Below are 16,137 nucleotides of genomic sequence, written 5' to 3'. Positions count from 1 at the left end.
CCCTAGCTGGTCGGGACGATGGTGACGGGGATGGCCGGGTCGCCGGCCGAGAGCTTCAGACCCTCCCACGGTATCGAGATCAGGCACTGGCGCAGGTGCTCGCGGGACTCTTCCAGCGTGGGTGTCGCGACCACCTCGCCGGCGGCCACGAACGCGCGCTGCAGCAGCCTGTCGTTGGCGGCGTGGTCGGGCACGCCCTGCGACACGATGATCTCTTCGGTGGCCGTGCCGGTGGGCTTGTGCCGGCGTACGGCGGTCTTGCGGCCGCCGACGGTCGCCTTGTTCTCGGAGCGCTTGACCACCGGGCGCCCCTCGACCTCGACCAGCTTGTAGACGAGCCCGGCGGTCGGCGCGCCCGAGCCGGTGACCACGGCCGTGCCGGCGCCGTACATGTCGACCGGCTCGGCGGCGAGGGTGGCGATCGCGTACTCGTCCATGTCGCCCGACACGACGATCTTGGTCTCGGTGGCGCCGAGCGAGTCGAGCAGCTCGCGCGAGTGCTGGGCCAGCACCGACAGGTCGCCCGAGTCGATCCGTACGGCTCGCAGGTCGGGCCCGGCGACGGCGATCGCGTTGCGGATGCCCTGGCCGATGTCGTACGTGTCGACCAGCAGGGTCGTGTTCTTGCCGAGCGCCGCCACCTGGGACGCGAAGGCGGCCGGCTCGTCGTCGTGCAGCAGCGTGAACGCGTGGGCCGAGGTGCCGGTGGTCGGGATGCCGTAGCGGGCGCCCGCCGCGAGGTTGGAGGTCGAGGCGAACCCGGCCAGGTAGGCGGCCCGGGCGGCGGCGATCGCGGAATCTTCGTGCGTACGCCGTGAGCCCATCTCGATGATGGGCCGGCCGCGCGCCGCGGTGACCATGCGGGCCGCCGCCGAGGCGATGGCCGAGTCGTGGTTGAGCACCGAGAGGATGAGCGTCTCGAGCACCACGCACTCGGCGAAGGTGCCGGTGACCGTCATGATCGGGGAGCCCGGGAAGAACAGCTCACCCTCGGCGTACCCGTCGATGTCGCCGGTGAAGCGGTAGCCGGCCAGCCAGGTGGCGGTCGTCTCGTCGACGATGCCGGCCCCGCGCAGGAACTCGATCTCGGCCGAGCCGAAGCGGAAGTCACGGATCAGCTCGACCAGCCGGCCCGGCCCGGCCACCACGCCGTAGCGCCGGCCGCTGGACAACCGGCGGGCGAAGACCTCGAAGACGCACTGCCGGTCGGCCGTGCCGTCCTTGAGGGCGGCGCTGACCATGGTCAGCTCGTACTGATCGGTCATCAGCGCGGGGGCGTAGGTGTTCACGGAACCCACCCTATTGCGCTCGGGGGCCCCTTACGAACCGCGTCCTGACCTGCGGTTCGGCGTTCCGGTTCCCCGATCGCGCAAAACCGGTGGCAACATGGGGGGCATGGCGCTCCCACAGGTCGCTCCCATCGAGAGCCCAGAGATCGAGGAGGCACCCGCCGATGACCGGCCGTGGGTGACGATCGTCTGGGATGATCCGGTCAACCTCATGTCGTACGTGACCTGGGTCTTTCAGAAGATCTTCGGCTACTCCAAGGAGAAGGCCGAGGCGCTGATGCTCGACGTGCACAACAAGGGCAGGGCGGTGGTCAGCTCCGGCGCGCGCGAGCGCATGGAGATGGACGCCAACCAGCTGCACGGATACGGTCTCTGGGCGACGGTGGACCGGGACTGAACACCGCGGGAGAGGGAAGATGTTCCGACGCAACGGCAGCACGTGCGTGGCCACCTTCGCGGTGGACGAGGTGCGCGTTCTGCGCAAGGTCGCCGGTGAGGTGGTCGGCCTGCTGACCGACGGCATGGATCACACTGATCCAGTCGTCAGCCGGCTCTTCCCCGACATCTATCCGGATCGTCCCGACGATTCCGAGGAGTTCCGCCTCTACACCGAGGGGGATCTCAAGACCGGCAAGATCGATCAGGCCGGCGCGATTCTCGCCGCCCTGCCGGACGAGGGCGAGGGCGAGGTACGGCTGGACGGTGAGGCCGCCGAGGCCTGGCTGCGGGCGATCAACGACGCCCGGCTGGCCATGGGCACCCGGCTCGACATCCAGGCCGACACCGATCTGGGGGCCGAGCTGGACGACGCCGTGCTGCACGACCCCGGCTCGAGCCGCGTCTTCCAGCTGAGCGTGTACGCGTACCTGGGCTATCTGCAGGAATCGCTGCTCAACGCGCTGCCCGAAATCGAGTGAGCGTCGCCACGCCGGGCTCGCCGAATTCTCACGGTAATGTGAACAGCGTGCTGACCATCGACAGCGCGATCGTCGACGCGATCGTCGCCCACGCCCGGCGGGACCACCCCGACGAGGCCTGTGGTGTCGTCGCGGGCCCGATCGGCAGCGACCTGCCGACCCGGCTCATCCCGATGGACAACGCGGCCCGGTCGATGACGTTCTACGAGTTCGACTCCATGGAACAGCTGCGCGTCTGGCGCGAGATGGACGACAACGACGAGGAGCCGGTGGTCATCTACCACTCGCACACGGCCACCGAGGCCTACCCGTCGCGCACCGACATCTCGTTCGCCGGCGAGCCCGGCGCTCACTACGTGCTCGTTTCCACCCGCGAAAGCGACTCGGAAGAGATTCGATCGTTCCGCATAGTGGACGGCGTGGTGACCGAGGAAGAGATCAACATCGTGGATGCGACGGTAGACGCGTGATGGCTAGCGCTGTGCAGTCGTACATGTTCGGGCAGAGCCCGGTGTCGGTCGTTTACGAGTGTCGTTGACGACCACTCCTTAGACGACCCTGCCCTCAGTTCGACCTTCCTTTTGGAGCATTCACAGCCATGGCTATCGAAGTTCGCGTTCCCACCATCCTGCGCAGCTACACCGGCGGCGCCAAGACCGTCGAGGGCGCCGGCGAGACGCTGAGCGCGCTGATCGACGACCTGGACGCCAAGCACAACGGCCTCAAGGGGCGGCTCATCACCCCCGAGGGCGGCCTGCACCGGTTCGTCAACATCTACGTCAACGACGAGGACGTGCGCTTCCTGGGCGCGCTCGACGCCAAGCTCAGCGACGGCGACTCGATCACCATCCTCCCGGCCGTGGCCGGTGGCGCGCTGGGCTTCGCGGCGGCGGCCGCTCTGCTCGGCTCGAGTCCTGCCAACCGCCCCGCCGCCGCCCTTGTCCCGACTGAAGGCTGAGCTATATGGCTCGCTACGAGAGCCTGCTTGACGCTCTGGGGGGCACGCCGCTCGTCGGCCTGCCCCGCCTGTCGCCGTCGGTGCCCGAGGGGGCACCGCCGGTGCGGCTCTGGGCCAAGCTGGAAGACCGCAATCCCACCGGCAGCATCAAGGACCGCGCCGCGCTCGCCATGGTGCGCGAGGCCGAGGAGTCGGGCCACCTGCGCCCGGGCGACACCATCCTCGAGCCCACCAGCGGCAACACCGGCATCGCCCTGGCCATGGTGGCCAAGCTGCGCGGCTACCGGCTCGTCTGCGTGATGCCCGAGAACGTCTCGGCCGAGCGGATCCAGCTGCTTCGCATGTACGGGGCCGAGATCCTGTTCTCGCCCGCCGCCGGCGGCTCCAACCAAGCCGTCGCCACCGCCAAGCAGGTCGCCGCCGAGCATCCGGACTGGAAGATGCTCTACCAGTACGGCAACCCGGCCAACGCCCGCGCGCACTACGAGACGACCGGCCCCGAGCTGCTGCAAGACCTGCCGACGATCACGCACTTCGTGGCCGGTCTGGGCACCACCGGCACGCTGATGGGCACCGGCCGCTTCCTCAAAGAGAAGGTCGACGGCATCCAGATCATCGCCGCCGAGCCGCGCTACGGCGAGCTGGTCTACGGGTTGCGCAACATCGACGAGGGTTACGTGCCCGAGCTGTACGACGCCAGCGTGCTCGACCGCCGCTTCTCGGTCGGCACCCGCGACGCCGTGCTTCGCACCCGCCAGCTGGTCGAGGTCGAGGGCATCTTCGCCGGCTTCTCCAGCGGCGCCATCCTGCACGCCGCGCTGGCCGTGGCCCTCGAGGCGGTCAAGGCCGGCCGCCGGGCGGATGTCGCCTTCGTGGTCTGCGACGGCGGCTGGAAATACCTCTCGACCGGTGCCTACGGCGGCACGCTGAACGACGCCGAAGAGGCGCTCGAAGGGCAGCTCTGGGCGTAGGAGCGGCCCTAGTAAAGGGCCGCAATCAGAATGTCGACTGTCAGTGGAGCGGCGGCGCAAGCGAGCAGCAGCCACGGCAGGAACGCGCGATGCATCGACAGGAACGCGCCGACGGTGAGAGCAATGCTCAGCAATCCGAAAAGGGCGAGCGTCGGCACATACCAGAACGGCGCTCCGCCCAGCAGCGTGACAAATGCGCGCGCTCCCACGCCGACCGCGACGAAGCCCAAGGCAGCCGCTCCCAAGGCCATGATGAGCAGGCGCGTCGTGCCCGGCGCCGGATCATCCGGGGCGGGGAAACGGAAAAGGGTCTCGTCGTCGTCCAGCCCCGCTCCCGCCGGTGTACTCTCCCACCCACCGAACGGCATGAGCTCCGCCGCCTCGGTGCGCGTGGTGCGGTCTTTCTGGACCGTGGTCACGCTGCCTCCGTCTGTTCCGTCCCTTGAAGTCCCTACTTTGTGCAACGCAAACGACTCACCGGACGTAACGGGAATTGCGTTAATGGTCGAGGTCACGGGCGGTGTGATGTACGTTGTCGATTTAGCGACAAATCGATCAGACGTTTACATGGCGCGCAGGTCGCGGCGTACGCTTCGCTCCGTGATTGACTGGTCTGAAGAGTTCAGTACGGACCGGTCGGGCGGGGCCAGTTCGACCCAGCGTGAACCAGAGGGACCCGCATGCGACTGACCGTTCTCGGCTGTGCCGGCAGTTTTCCCGGCCCCGAGTCGGCTTGTTCCGCCTATCTCGTCGAGGCCGAGGGGTTCCGGCTGCTCGTCGACTTCGGCTCGGGTTCGCTGTCCGCGCTCCAGCGCTACTCCGACATGAACTCGATCGACGCGATCATCCTGACCCACCTGCACTGCGACCACATGCTGGACGCCTGCACCTACATCGTGGTCCGCCGGTACGACCCGTCCGGCCCGCTGCCGCCGGTGCCCGTCTACGCCCCGCTCGGCGCCGCCGAGCGCATCTCCTCCGCGTACAGCCAGGAGAACGAGTCGGTCGATGACGTCTACACGTTCTACGGGCTGCAGCCGGGCACGTTCCCGATCGGTCCTTTCACGATCACCGTCGACCGGGTCAACCATCCGATCGAGACGTACGGCGTCCGCATCGAACACGGTGGGCGAGTGCTCGCGTACTCCTCGGACACGGCGCCGTGCGAGCCGCTGCTGCGACTCGCCGCCGGGGCCGATTTGTTTTTGTGTGAGGCTAGTTACCTCGACGGGGCCGACAACCCGCCTGGCCTGCACCTCACAGGCGGTGAGGCGGGCGAGGCGGCGACCAAGGCGGACGTCGGACGGCTGTTGCTGACCCATCTCGTGCCCGCGTGGGTCTCCGAGGCATCTATTGTGGATGCCGCCGTGGCCGCCTTTGCGGGACCGGTTGAGGTCGTGCGCCCAGGTGCCCGCTACGATCTCTGAGCCCGGGGCCGGGGCGGGGGACGGTCCGAGCACGTGAGCACCCAGCGAATCGTGATCTTGGAGTTGTTGCATGCGCATCGTTCGCCTGGCCAACTTCGTGACAACCCATTCGGGTGGCCTGCGGACAGCGCTTCGTAACCTCGGCGAGGGCTATCAGCGCGCCGGGCACGAAGCGGTGCTGATCGTTCCCGGGCGTGAGCGCTCCGACAAGATGACCGCGCAGGGCCGCGTCATCACCATGCCCAGCGCTCCGCTGCCGCGCACCGGCGGTTACCGCGTCATGACCGGTCGGCGTGAGCTCACCCAGCTGCTCGACGAGCTCGAGCCCGACCGCCTCGAGGTGTCCGACCGCACCAGCCTGCGCTGGACGGGCGGCTGGGCCCGGCAGCGCGGCGTCGGCTCGATGATGGTCTCGCACGAGAGCCTGGCCGGGCTGCTCGGCGTGTGGGGCGTGCCCAAGCGGGACGCCCTGGCCGACAAGTTCAACCTGCGGACGGCCGAGTTCTTCGACCAGATCATCTGCACCACCTCGTTCGCGGCGGCCGAGTTCCGCCGGCTGGGCGTGCCCAACCTGGTCGAGGTGCCGCTCGGCGTCGACCTCGACGGGTTCCACCCGGCTCGCCGCGACGAGAGCATCCGCGAGCGCTACGCCCGCCCCGGCGAGCTGCTCGTCGCGTTCGCCAGCCGGCTCTCCGGCCAGAAACGCCCTGAGCTCGCCGTGGACACGATCGGCGCCCTGCGCAACGACAAGGTGCCCGCCGTGCTCGCCGTGGCCGGAGACGGCGTACGGCGGGCCGCGCTGGCCTATCGGGCGGCGCGCCTGCCCGTCCGGTTCACCGGCCACATCGCCGACCGCACCGCCGTGGCCGGGCTGCTCGCCAGCGCCGATGTCGTGCTGGCCCCCGGCCCGGTCGAGACGTTCGGCATGACCGCGCTCGAGGCGCTGGCCTGCGGCACCCCGGTCGTGGTGAACGAGACGAGCGCCCTGCCCGAGGTCGTCGGCGAGGCCGGCGTCGCGGTGCCCGGCACGCCCGAGGCCTTCGCGGCGGGCGTCCGCGACCTGATGGAACGCCCCGAGCCCGAGCGCCGGGCCGCCGCCCGGGCCCGGGCCGAGCAGTTCGGCTGGCCGCAGGCGGTCGACGGGTTCCTGCGGGCGCACGGCGCGCTGCCCCAGGTGGCTCTGGTCGGCCGGCAGCGTCCGCCCGCCGTGCTGCGCCCGGCCGTGCCGAGGCCTTAGTTATCCACAGGCGGCGGGGCGGGCCGAGCGGCCCGGCCGGCCGCCTAATAAGGTTTGGGCATGGCACGCCCCGACGGCCGCGAGGCCGACCAACTTCGCCCGGTGACCCTCACGCGGAACTGGAGCATCCACCCCGAGGGGTCGGTGCTCGTCGAGTTCGGCAACACGCGGGTGCTCTGCACCGCCAGCGTCACCGAGGGCGTGCCGCGCTGGCGCAAGGGCTCCGGCCTGGGCTGGGTCACCGCCGAGTACGCGATGCTCCCGCGGGCCACCAACACCCGGGGCGACCGCGAGAGCGTCAAGGGCAAGGTCGGTGGCCGCACCCACGAGATCTCCCGCCTGATCGGCCGCAGCCTGCGCGCCTGCATCGACCTCAAGGCCCTGGGCGAGAACTCGGTCGTCCTCGACTGTGACGTCCTGCAGGCCGACGGCGGCACCCGCACGGCCGCGATCACCGGCGCCTACGTGGCGCTGCACGACGCGGTGGGCTGGCTGGCCGAGCGCAAGGCCCTGGCCGGCAAGATCGAGAAGGTCATGCACCGCTCGATCCAGGCCGTCAGCGTCGGCATCATCGAGGGCGAGCCCCGCCTCGACCTCATGTATCTCGAGGACGTCGCGGCCGAGGTCGACATGAACGTGGTGTGCACCGGCGACGGCGACTTCGTCGAGGTGCAGGGCACGGGCGAGGACGGCGTCTTCCGCCGCGACCAGCTCGACTCCCTGCTCGACCTGGCCGTCGCCGGTTGTGCCGACCTGGCCGCCGCCCAGCAGAAGGCCCTGGCATGACGGACTGCACCGGAGAAAGCGAAGCGGCCGTAGGGCCAGGAGGGCATGCCATGAGGTACAGCGCATGAGCGCCAAGCTGCTGCTGGCCACGGCCAACCGGAAGAAGCTGGTCGAGCTCCAGCGCATCCTCGACTCCTCGCTCGGCGCCAACCGCATCGAGCTGGTCGGCCTGGCCGACTTCGAGGGCTACCCCGACGTCCCCGAGACCGGCCTCACGTTCGGCGAGAACGCCCTGATCAAGGCCCGCGAGGGCGCGAAGCGCACCGGGCTGCCCACGGTGGCCGACGACTCGGGCCTCGCGGTCGACGCGCTCAACGGCATGCCCGGCGTGTTCAGCGCCCGCTGGTCCGGCCGGCACGGCGACGACCAGGCCAACCTCGACCTGGTGCTGGGCCAGATCTCCGACGTGGCCGACGAGCAGCGCGGCGGCGCCTTCGTCTGCGCGGCGGCCCTGGTGCTGCCCAACGGCCGCGAGCACCTGGTCGAGGGCCGCCAGCCCGGGCGCATCCTGCGGGCCGGGCGTGGCGAGGGCGGCTTCGGCTACGACCCGATCTTCCTGGGCGACGGCCAGACCCGCACCAACGCCGAGCTGTCGCCGGCCGAGAAGGACGCGATCAGCCACCGCGGCAAGGCGTTCCGCGAGCTGTCCAAGGTCATCGCCCGAGAGCTGACGAGCTGATCCGCGCCGTCAAAACACGCTGACGAGCTGATCCGCGCCGTCAAAACACGCTGACGAGCGATTCACGCCTTCAGAAGCGCGCCGGCGAGCTGACCCCGCGCTCTCAGGAAGCTGTCAACAAGCTGAGACATGCTTGAGGGAGCGGTCCAGGGGGTAACGCCTGCCGAAGTCGACCTGGGGGGAAATTCATGCAGCTCCGGTTCGCCGCGCTCGTCGCGGCCACAGCGCTGGTCGGCCTCTCCGTGCTCTTCGCGAGCGAGCCGGTGAGCTCCTCCGGCGGCGAGGTCGCGGCGGCCAAGACCTTCGTCGTGGTCGAGCCCAAGGTCAACGACTGCCCGTGGAAGACGACCGACCCGGCCGCCTGATGCCGGCGGCGGTCCGTCAGGAGGACGGTCCGGTCAGAATCTCCAGAAGATCGCGGTAGGCCCCTGCCACCTCGCCCTCTCGAATTCGGATCGTACGAGTGTCCGGACGGGTGCCGAGCAAGGTCGTCAGCCGGTCGTGGATCTCGTCCAGGCCGGTGAGTTGTCCCTGCTCGGCCAGCGTCCGGGCGGCCTCGTCGAAGGTCGTCCGGTTACGGGCGGCGGCGCGCTCGATGTAGCGGCGCCTCAAGTTCTCCTTGGTGTCGACCAAAGCGATCTCGTGGAACGCGCAGCCCAGCTCGCGAGCGAGAGCCCCGGCCTGGTCGATGAAGGCCGGCCGGGCCAGCAACTGTGGAACCACCACGTCGTGCCCGCCGGTGAGGTGGGTCCGGGCGGCGGCCAGCGCGATGGAACGCGCCAGAAGGCCCGCCTCGCGCGCATGCTCCGGCCACCGGCCCAGCAGGCCCCGCACCACGTCGATGTCGAGGTCGAGCGCCAGCGGATGACCGTCCACGTACCGGCGGGCCAGCGTCGACTTGCCGCAAGCCGGCGGCCCGTTCAGCAGGATGAGCCGCGGCACGGCTCTACTTGAGCGGGCCGATCGCGTCCTCGATCGCGGCCCTTAACGTGCGACCCGCGACCACCGCGCGCGCTTCCTCCAGCACGGGGGCCAGGAACAAGTCGGGGCCGGGGCGGCCGGCCGCCTGCTCGAGGGCGGCCATCGCGGCACGGCCCGCGGCTGACGGCTCGAGAGGATCGCGCAGCTGCAGACCTCGTACGGCGGAAAGCAGTTCGACCGCCAGCAGGCTGGTCAGGTTGTCGAGGACGGTGCGCAGCTTCTTGGCCGCCGCCCAGCCCATCGAGACGTGATCCTCCTGCATGCCGCTGGTGGGCAGCGAGTCGACGCTCGCCGGGGCCGCGAGGCGGCGGTTCTCGGCGACGATGCCGGCCGCCGTGTACTGGGCGATCATCAGGCCCGAGTTGACGCCCGCGTCGGGGGAGAGGAACGGCGGCAGCTGGCGGGAGCGGGTCACGTCGAGCAGACGGTCGACGCGGCGCTCGGCGATCGCGCCCACCTCGGCGGCCGCGATGGCCAGGAAGTCGGCCGCGAAGCCGAGCGGGGCGCCGTGGAAGTTGCCGGTCGACTCGACCCGGCCGTCCGGCAGCACCACCGGGTTGTCCACCACCGACACCAGCTCGCGGCCCGACACCGTACGCACGAAATCGAGCGTGTCGCGGGCGGCGCCGGCCACCTGCGGGGCACAGCGCATCGAATACGCGTCCTGCACGGCGTGGGCCAGGTCGTCGCGGTGCGAATCCATGATGGCCGAGCCCTGCAGTAGCTTGAAGATGTTGGCAGCGGACGCCGACTGGCCGGGGTGCGGCCGGATCTCGTGCAGCTCGGGGAAGAACGGGCGCTCCGACCCGAGCATCGCCTCGATCGCCAGCGCCGCGGTGACGTCGGCCATCGCGAACAGGTGCTCGGCGTCGTCGATGGCCAGCAGCAGCATGCCGAGCATGCCGTCGGTGCCGTTGATCAGCGCCAGCCCCTCCTTGGCGGCCAGCTCGAGCGGCTGCAGACCGGCCGAGTGCAGCGCCTCGGCGGCGGCGATGCGGGCGCCGTCCTTGCCCAGCACCCAGCCCTCGCCGAGCAGCACGATCGCGCAGTGGGCGAGCGGGGCCAGGTCGCCCGAGGCGCCGAGCGAACCGTGCTCGGGCACCCACGGGGTGATGTCGTGGTTGAGCAGATCGGCCAGGCCCTGCGCGAGCTGCGGGCGCACACCCGAGCGGCCCAGCGCGAGCGAGCGCAGACGCAGCAGCATCATGGCCCGGACGACCTCGCGGGGCATGGGCGCGCCGATGCCCGCGGCGTGCGAGCGGATCAGCGCGTGCTGCAGCTCGGCGCGGCGTTCGGGGGCGATGGACGTGTTGGCCAAGGCGCCGAAGCCGGTCGAGACCCCGTACACGGGACGGCCGGAGGCCTCGATCTTGTCGACGATCTCACGGCTCGTGGCCATGGCCGTGACGGTTTCCGGGGCGATCTCGACGCGGGCGTTACCGCGGGCGACCGCGAGCACATCGGCGGGGGTGACACCGGTGGGCTGGACGATGACTGTCATGAGAGCGGGCCTTCAGTCGAATTAGGGGCGGCGGCGGGGTGGTTGGACGGGACTCCGCTGTGCAGAACTTGCTTGATCAGAGGTACGCCGGGCCGGTAGGCCAGGTGCAGGTGGGACGGGGCGTCGAGCACGATCAGGTCGGCGCGGGCGCCGACGCGCAGGCGGCCGATGTCGTCGCGGCGCAGAGCGCGGGCACCACCGGCGGTCGCCGCGTGCACGGCCTCGGCCGGGGTCATCCGCATGTCACGGACGGCGAGCGCGATGCAGAACGGCATCGACGATGTGTACGAGGAACCGGGGTTGCAGTCGGTAGCGAGCGCCACCTTCACGCCTGCGTCGATCAACCGGCGCGCGTCGGGATAGGGCGATCGGGTCGAGAACTCGGCACCCGGCAGCAGCGTGGCCACCGTCTCCGAGTTGACCAGGGCGTCGACGTCGGCGCTGCTCAGATGCGTACAGTGGTCGGCGCTGGCCGCTCCCAGCTCGACCGCCAGCCGCACGCCGGGGCCCTCGATCAGCTGGTTGGCGTGCACCCGCAGGCTGAGGCCCTTCTGCTTACCGGCGGTGAGGATCGCGCGCGTCTGATCTTCGTCGAACGCTCCGCGATCGCAGAAGACATCGACCCATTTCGCGTACGGGGCACAGGCTTCCAGCATCGGGCCGCGAACCAGGTCGACGTACTCGCCGGGGTCGCTTCCGGCCGGCACCACGTGCGCGCCCAGGAACGTCGTCTCGTCGCTCAGTTCCCGCGCGATCCGCAGCGACCGGGCCTCGTCGTCGACGTTCAGCCCGTAGCCGCTCTTGATCTCGATCGTCGTCGTGCCCTGCCGCAGGGCCTCGGCGACCAGCCGCCCGGCGTTGCGCCGCAGCTCATCGTCGGTGGCGGCCCGGGTCGCGGCCACCGTCGTGCGGATGCCGCCGCCGGTGTACGGCTCGCCGGCCATCCGCGCGCCGAACTCGGCCGCCCGATCACCCGCGAACACCAGATGCGCGTGACTGTCCACGAAACCCGGCAGGACGGCGTTCCCGCCGGCGTCGATGCGCTGGTCGGCGGCGGGAGCCTGCGCCGCGGGGCCGATCCAGGCGATTCGCTCACCTTCGATCACCACGGCGACATCGCGCCGGAGACCGAGCAGCCCCTCACCGTCGTCGTTGGTGACCAGTTCGCCGATGTTGTCGACCAGAACGCTCACGCCCGCCGCCCTTCGCCGAGTGTGGTGTCGGCCGGGGTGGGTGACGGCGGCGCGTTGTCGGTGAGGGACCGGATGGCGTCGGTGAGGGCCTGCGGCACGTCGATCGAGGTGTGCCGGCCGTCCGACACGATCAGGCGGCCGTCGGCTACCACGTGGGTGATGTCGGCGGCGGTGGCGGCCAGAATGGCCTGCGCGGGGTCGGCGCCGGCGGTTCGGACGCTGTCGAGGCGCACGCAGACGAAGTCGGCTCGCTTGCCCACGGCGATCTCGCCCGCGTCGGACCAGCCGATCGACTGGTGGTTGGCGGCGGCGGCGATCAGTTCGGCCGGCGTGAAGCGGCCGCGCCGTTCGGTGGCCAGGCGGTCGTTCATCTCGAGGCCGCGCAGCTCTTCGAACTGGTCGATCACGGCGTGGCTGTCGCTGCCCAGGCTGAGGGTCGCGCCCGCGTCGGCCAACCGCCGGGCCGGGCCGATGCCGTCGGCCAGATCGCGTTCCGTGGTCGGGCAGAAGCACACCTGGTGACCGCCGAGGATGTCGACGTCGCGGTCGGTGAGGTGAGTCGCGTGCACGGCCACGGTGTCGGCGCGCCAGACGCCGTGACGCTCGAGTAGCTCGGCGGGCGTGCAGCCGTACGTGGCAAGGGTTTGCTCGTTCTCGGCGCGCTGCTCGGACAAGTGAACATGAACAGGCAGTCCCGCGGTCCGGTCGGCGAACAGTGCCATGTCGGAAGCGGGAACCGCCCGCACCGAGTGCAGAGCCGCGCCGATCTTGGCGTGGGGCTGGGCGCGCAGCTGGTCGGTGCGAGCCGACCAGCCGTCGAGATCGCCGTCGCCGTAGCGGCGCTGGACGCCCTCGAGCGGCTTACCGTCCACACTCGACGTCAGATAGAGCGTGTCCAGCAACGTGATCCGGATGCCGGCGTCGGCCGCCGCCTGGACGAGCGCGTGGCCCATCGCGTTCGGGTCGGCGTAGGGGACGCCGTCGGGGCCGTGGTGCAGATAGTGGAACTCGCCGACCGCGGTGATCCCGGCCAGCGCCATCTCGGCGTAGACGGCCCGGGCCAACGCGTAGTAACTGTCAGGATCGAGCCCGCCCGCGACGGAGTACATGAGGTCGCGCCACGTCCAGAAGCTGCCGCCGCCGGCGTGGGTGCGCCCGCGCAGCGCCCGGTGGAAGGCGTGCGAATGGGCATTGGCGAAGCCCGGCAGAACCAGGCCCGGCAGCTTCATGATCGACTCGCGAGCGCTTTTACCTGGAGCGGGTGCCGACGGGTCGCCGGACGGAGTGACGCCGACGATCACACCGCGGTGCACGTCGAGGCGGACATCCCGCTCGAGGCGCCCGCCCACCCAAACGTACGAAGCGAAATAGGTCTTCATGTCAGGTCGCCGAGCACCCTGGCGAGCGCGCCGACGCCGGCCACGCAGTCCTCCTCCTCGGCATGCTCGGCCGGCGAATGCGACACCCCGGTCGGGTTGCGCACGAACAGCATGGCCGTCGGCACGTGCGCGGACAGCACGCCCGCGTCGTGGCCCGCGCCCGTCGGCAGGATCGGGACGTCACCGAGCAGCGAGGCAAGCCGCGCGGCCAGCGACTTCTCGAAGGTCACCTCGGCGCTGAACGACTCCGACGTCACCGCGACCTCGGTGCCGTCCCGCCCGGCGCGGTCGTGCGCGCGCTTGACCACGGCGTCGACCAGGCCGTCGAGCGTGCCCGTCTCGGCCGCCCGCGCGTCCAGCCAGCCGCGGACCAGCGACGGAATGGCGTTGGTGGCGTTGGGTTCCACCTCGACCCGGGCCATCGTGGCGTGCGCCCCGGCCAGGCGAGCCTCTTTGTTGGCCGCCAGCACCGTGTACGCGAAGGTCAGCATCGGGTCGCGGCGGTCGGTCATGCTCGTCGTGCCCGCGTGGTCGCCGATGCCGGTGAAGTCGAACCGCCAGCGCCCGTGCGGCCAGATCGCGCTGGCCACCCCGACCGGCACCTCGAGCGCGCGGCCCTGCTCGATGTGCAGCTCGACCAGCGCGTTGATCCGGCCGGTCAGCCCGGGCAGCCGCCCCGCCGGCGTACCACCCAGGGCCTCGCCGAACGTGATGCCCTCGCGGTCGGTCAGCGCCGCCGCCTGTTCCGGCTCGATCGCCCCGCTGAGCAGCCGCGATCCCAGACAGGGGACGCCGAACCGGCCGCCCTCCTCCTCGACGAAAGCGACCACGGCGATCGGCCGCGACGGAACATGGCCCTGGCGGCGCAGCTCGTCGACGGCCAGGAACGCGCTGACGATGCCGAGCGGGCCGTCGAAGCCGCCGCCGTGCGGCACCGAGTCGAAATGCGAGCCGGTGAGCACCGCGTCGTGCCCCCACTGGTCGCCCCACCAGGCGAACAGGTTGCCGTTGCCGTCGTCGGTGACCGCCATGTCGCGGCGCGCGGCCTGGTTGCGGAACCAGTCGCGCAGCACCAGCTCCGGCTCCTCCAGCGCGTATCGCAGATAGCCGCCGTTGCGGACCCGCCCGATCGGCGCGATCCCGTTCCAGAGCTCGGCGAAGGTCGCGGTCACGGGGCCTCCCGGCGCATCGGGATGTGCACGCCCGCCGCGGCCTGCGACTCGTAGCCCGCGTCGACGTGCCGGATCACGCCCGTGCCGGGGTCGTTGGTGAGCACCCGCTCGATCTTCTGCCCGGCCAGCGGCGTGCCGTCGGCCACGCAGACCTGCCCGGCGTGGATCGACCGGCCGATGCCGACGCCGCCGCCGTGGTGGATCGACACCCAGCTGGCCCCGCTGGCCGTGTTGAGCAGCGCGTTCAGCAGCGGCCAGTCGGCGATGGCGTCGGAGCCGTCGAGCATCGACTCGGTCTCGCGGTAGGGCGAGGCGACGGAGCCGGAGTCGAGGTGGTCGCGGCCGATCACGATCGGGGCCTTGAGCTCGCCCGAGGCGACCATGTCGTTGAACCGTACGCCGGCCTTGTCCCGCTCGCCGTAGCCGAGCCAGCAGATGCGGGCGGGCAGACCCTGGAACGCCACGCGTTCGCCGGCCATCTTGATCCAGCGGGCCAGCGCCTCGTTCTCGGGGAACAGGTCGAGGATGGCCTTGTCGGTGGCCGCGATGTCGGCCGGGTCGCCGGAGAGCGCGGCCCAGCGGAACGGCCCCTTGCCCTCGGCGAACAGCGGCCGGATGTACGCCGGGACGAAGCCGGGGAACTCGAAGGCGCGCTCGTAGCCGGCCAGCTTGGCCTCGCCGCGGATCGAGTTGCCGTAGTCGAACACTTCGGCGCCGGCGTCCATGAAGCCGACCATGGCCGCGACCTGCTTGGCCATGCTGCCGCGGGCGCGGTCGGTGAACTCCTCGGGCTTGGTGCGCGCGTACTCCTTGGCGTCATCGAGCTCGATACCGACCGGCAGGTACGACAGCGGGTCGTGCGCGCTGGTCTGGTCGGTGACGATGTCGACCTCGACGCCGCGGGTCAGGATCTCGCCGAACACCAGGGCCGCGTTGCCGACGACGCCGATGCTCACCGCGCGCCTCTCCCGCTTCGCTGCCTCCGCGCGCGAGAGGGCGTCGTCCAGGTCGTCGGCGATCTCGTCCAGGTAGCGGGTGTCGACGCGGCGCTGCAGCCGGGTGCGGTCGACGTCGACGATGAGGCAGACGCCGCCGTTCATGGTCACGGCCAGGGGCTGCGCGCCACCCATGCCGCCGCAGCCGCCGGTCAGGGTCAGCGTGCCGGCCAGCGTGCCGTTGAACCGCTTGGCGGCGACGGCGGCGAACGTCTCGTACGTGCCCTGCAGGATCCCCTGGGTGCCGATGTAGATCCACGAGCCGGCCGTCATCTGGCCGTACATGGTCAGGCCCAGGTTCTCGAGGCGGCGGAACTCGGGCCAGGTGGCCCAGTCGCCGACCAGGTTCGAGTTGGCGATCAAAACCCGAGGAGCCCATTCATGCGTACGGAAGACCCCCACCGGACGGCCCGACTGCACCAGCAGCGTCTCGTCGCCGGCCAGCTCGTCGAGCTCCCGCACGATGGCGTGGTACGACGGCCAGTCGCGCGCGGCCCGCCCCGTGCCGCCGTAGACGACCAGGTCTTCGGGGCGCTCGGCCACGTCCGGGTCGAGGTTGTTCATCAGCATCCGCTTGGCGGCCTCCTGCGGCCAGCCCTTAGCGGTGTACGCCGCGCCGCGTGGCGCCCGGATCTCCGACATCGTCGCCCTT

At 70.8% G+C, this 16,137-nt stretch carries 17 protein-coding genes and 1 pseudogene; 10 read left to right on the top strand and 8 right to left on the bottom strand.

All coding sequences use genetic code 11. The features are described 5' to 3' along the window. Positions 1-2: 2 nt before the first annotated feature. Positions 3-1,289 (bottom strand): nicotinate phosphoribosyltransferase, encoded by a 1,287-nt coding sequence (locus OWR29_RS32875; RefSeq protein ID WP_267567275.1) that lies wholly within the window; start codon positions 1,287-1,289, stop codon positions 3-5. 106 nt (positions 1,290-1,395) lie between these two features. On the opposite strand from OWR29_RS32875, the gene clpS reads away from it, so the two are divergent. The 5 genes and pseudogenes from clpS (at position 1,396) to OWR29_RS32850 (ending at position 4,135) form a co-directional block, all read left to right on the top strand. Beyond that, positions 1,396-1,686 (top strand): ATP-dependent Clp protease adapter ClpS, encoded by a 291-nt coding sequence (gene clpS, locus OWR29_RS32870; RefSeq protein WP_267567274.1) that lies wholly within the window; start codon positions 1,396-1,398, stop codon positions 1,684-1,686. 19 nt (positions 1,687-1,705) lie between these two features. Then, positions 1,706-2,206, top strand: a complete 501-nt coding sequence (locus tag OWR29_RS32865; RefSeq protein ID WP_267567273.1) for a DUF2017 domain-containing protein — start codon at positions 1,706-1,708, stop codon at positions 2,204-2,206. 47 nt (positions 2,207-2,253) lie between these two features. After that, positions 2,254-2,744 (top strand): annotated as a pseudogene (locus OWR29_RS32860) (M67 family metallopeptidase). A 60-nt stretch (positions 2,745-2,804) separates the two neighbouring features. Beyond that, positions 2,805-3,164, top strand: a complete 360-nt coding sequence (locus tag OWR29_RS32855) for a MoaD family protein (protein ID WP_267567272.1) — start codon at positions 2,805-2,807, stop codon at positions 3,162-3,164. Between the two features lie 5 nt (positions 3,165-3,169). Further along, a complete protein-coding gene (locus tag OWR29_RS32850) occupies positions 3,170-4,135 on the top strand; it encodes a PLP-dependent cysteine synthase family protein (protein WP_267567271.1) in 966 nt (321 codons plus the stop codon). 8 nt (positions 4,136-4,143) lie between these two features. Here the strand turns inward: OWR29_RS32850 and OWR29_RS32845 are convergent, their stop codons facing one another. Continuing rightward, entirely contained in the window at positions 4,144-4,554 is a 411-nt protein-coding gene (locus tag OWR29_RS32845; protein ID WP_267567270.1) for a hypothetical protein, read from the bottom strand. A gap of 261 nt (positions 4,555-4,815) precedes the next feature. Between OWR29_RS32845 and OWR29_RS32840 the strand changes: the two genes are divergently transcribed. The 5 genes from OWR29_RS32840 to OWR29_RS32820 all read left to right on the top strand — a co-directional run bounded on the left by OWR29_RS32840 (position 4,816) and on the right by OWR29_RS32820 (position 8,629). Beyond that, positions 4,816-5,562 carry an MBL fold metallo-hydrolase gene (locus tag OWR29_RS32840; RefSeq protein ID WP_267567269.1) on the top strand — a complete coding sequence of 249 codons (747 nt, stop codon included), beginning with the start codon at positions 4,816-4,818 and terminating at the stop codon, positions 5,560-5,562. A 70-nt stretch (positions 5,563-5,632) separates the two neighbouring features. Next, positions 5,633-6,799 (top strand): glycosyltransferase, encoded by a 1,167-nt coding sequence (locus OWR29_RS32835; protein WP_267567268.1) that lies wholly within the window; start codon positions 5,633-5,635, stop codon positions 6,797-6,799. A gap of 60 nt (positions 6,800-6,859) precedes the next feature. Continuing rightward, on the top strand, positions 6,860-7,585 hold the full coding sequence (gene rph / locus OWR29_RS32830; RefSeq protein WP_267567267.1) for a ribonuclease PH: 726 nt from the start codon (positions 6,860-6,862) through the stop codon (positions 7,583-7,585). Between the two features lie 64 nt (positions 7,586-7,649). Further along, a complete protein-coding gene (gene rdgB / locus OWR29_RS32825) occupies positions 7,650-8,264 on the top strand; it encodes an RdgB/HAM1 family non-canonical purine NTP pyrophosphatase (protein WP_267567266.1) in 615 nt (204 codons plus the stop codon). A gap of 188 nt (positions 8,265-8,452) precedes the next feature. Continuing rightward, positions 8,453-8,629 (top strand): hypothetical protein, encoded by a 177-nt coding sequence (locus OWR29_RS32820; RefSeq protein WP_267567265.1) that lies wholly within the window; start codon positions 8,453-8,455, stop codon positions 8,627-8,629. A 16-nt stretch (positions 8,630-8,645) separates the two neighbouring features. Here the strand turns inward: OWR29_RS32820 and OWR29_RS32815 are convergent, their stop codons facing one another. Genes OWR29_RS32815 through hutU form a run of 6 tightly spaced genes read right to left on the bottom strand, consistent with a single transcriptional unit; the run spans position 8,646 to position 16,127 of the window. Then, the gene (locus tag OWR29_RS32815) at positions 8,646-9,206 is read right to left on the bottom strand and encodes a P-loop nucleotide/nucleoside kinase family protein (RefSeq protein WP_267567264.1); all 561 of its coding nucleotides are present in this window, start codon (positions 9,204-9,206) and stop codon (positions 8,646-8,648) included. Positions 9,207-9,210: 4 nt separating this feature from the next. Further along, entirely contained in the window at positions 9,211-10,746 is a 1,536-nt protein-coding gene (gene hutH, locus OWR29_RS32810; RefSeq protein ID WP_267567263.1) for a histidine ammonia-lyase, read from the bottom strand. After that, positions 10,743-11,939, bottom strand: a complete 1,197-nt coding sequence (gene hutI, locus OWR29_RS32805) for an imidazolonepropionase (protein WP_267567262.1) — start codon at positions 11,937-11,939, stop codon at positions 10,743-10,745. Before hutI ends, hutH begins: the two co-directional genes overlap by 4 nt. After that, on the bottom strand, positions 11,936-13,318 hold the full coding sequence (locus OWR29_RS32800; RefSeq protein ID WP_267567261.1) for a formimidoylglutamate deiminase: 1,383 nt from the start codon (positions 13,316-13,318) through the stop codon (positions 11,936-11,938). The genes hutI and OWR29_RS32800 overlap by 4 nt, the downstream gene beginning before the upstream one ends. Continuing rightward, positions 13,315-14,490 carry an allantoate amidohydrolase gene (locus OWR29_RS32795; protein WP_267567260.1) on the bottom strand — a complete coding sequence of 392 codons (1,176 nt, stop codon included), beginning with the start codon at positions 14,488-14,490 and terminating at the stop codon, positions 13,315-13,317. The genes OWR29_RS32800 and OWR29_RS32795 overlap by 4 nt, the downstream gene beginning before the upstream one ends. After that, a complete protein-coding gene (gene hutU / locus OWR29_RS32790) occupies positions 14,487-16,127 on the bottom strand; it encodes a urocanate hydratase (RefSeq protein ID WP_267567259.1) in 1,641 nt (546 codons plus the stop codon). The genes OWR29_RS32795 and hutU overlap by 4 nt, the downstream gene beginning before the upstream one ends. Positions 16,128-16,137: the final 10 nt, after the last annotated feature.

It is taken from the genome of Paractinoplanes pyxinae (genome assembly GCF_026626335.1).
Lineage (GTDB): Bacteria > Actinomycetota > Actinomycetes > Mycobacteriales > Micromonosporaceae > Actinoplanes > Actinoplanes pyxinae.
This window is presented reverse-complemented; position numbering and strand designations above follow the sequence as displayed.

Bases quoted from the DNA above. Each gene is read 5' to 3' on its own strand.
- OWR29_RS32855 (WP_267567272.1), top strand. From the start codon at position 2,805: ATGGCTATCGAAGTTCGCGTTCCCACCATCCTGCGCAGCTACACCGGC.
- OWR29_RS32835 (WP_267567268.1), top strand. From the start codon at position 5,633: ATGCGCATCGTTCGCCTGGCCAACTTCGTGACAACCCATTCGGGTGGC.
- hutU (WP_267567259.1), bottom strand. From the start codon at position 16,127: ATGTCGGAGATCCGGGCGCCACGCGGCGCGGCGTACACCGCTAAGGGC.
- OWR29_RS32820 (WP_267567265.1), top strand. From the start codon at position 8,453: ATGCAGCTCCGGTTCGCCGCGCTCGTCGCGGCCACAGCGCTGGTCGGC.
- rph (WP_267567267.1), top strand. From the start codon at position 6,860: ATGGCACGCCCCGACGGCCGCGAGGCCGACCAACTTCGCCCGGTGACC.
- clpS (WP_267567274.1), top strand. From the start codon at position 1,396: ATGGCGCTCCCACAGGTCGCTCCCATCGAGAGCCCAGAGATCGAGGAG.
- rdgB (WP_267567266.1), top strand. From the start codon at position 7,650: ATGAGCGCCAAGCTGCTGCTGGCCACGGCCAACCGGAAGAAGCTGGTC.
- OWR29_RS32850 (WP_267567271.1), top strand. From the start codon at position 3,170: ATGGCTCGCTACGAGAGCCTGCTTGACGCTCTGGGGGGCACGCCGCTC.
- OWR29_RS32865 (WP_267567273.1), top strand. From the start codon at position 1,706: ATGTTCCGACGCAACGGCAGCACGTGCGTGGCCACCTTCGCGGTGGAC.
- hutH (WP_267567263.1), bottom strand. From the start codon at position 10,746: ATGACAGTCATCGTCCAGCCCACCGGTGTCACCCCCGCCGATGTGCTC.
- OWR29_RS32840 (WP_267567269.1), top strand. From the start codon at position 4,816: ATGCGACTGACCGTTCTCGGCTGTGCCGGCAGTTTTCCCGGCCCCGAG.
- OWR29_RS32800 (WP_267567261.1), bottom strand. From the start codon at position 13,318: ATGAAGACCTATTTCGCTTCGTACGTTTGGGTGGGCGGGCGCCTCGAG.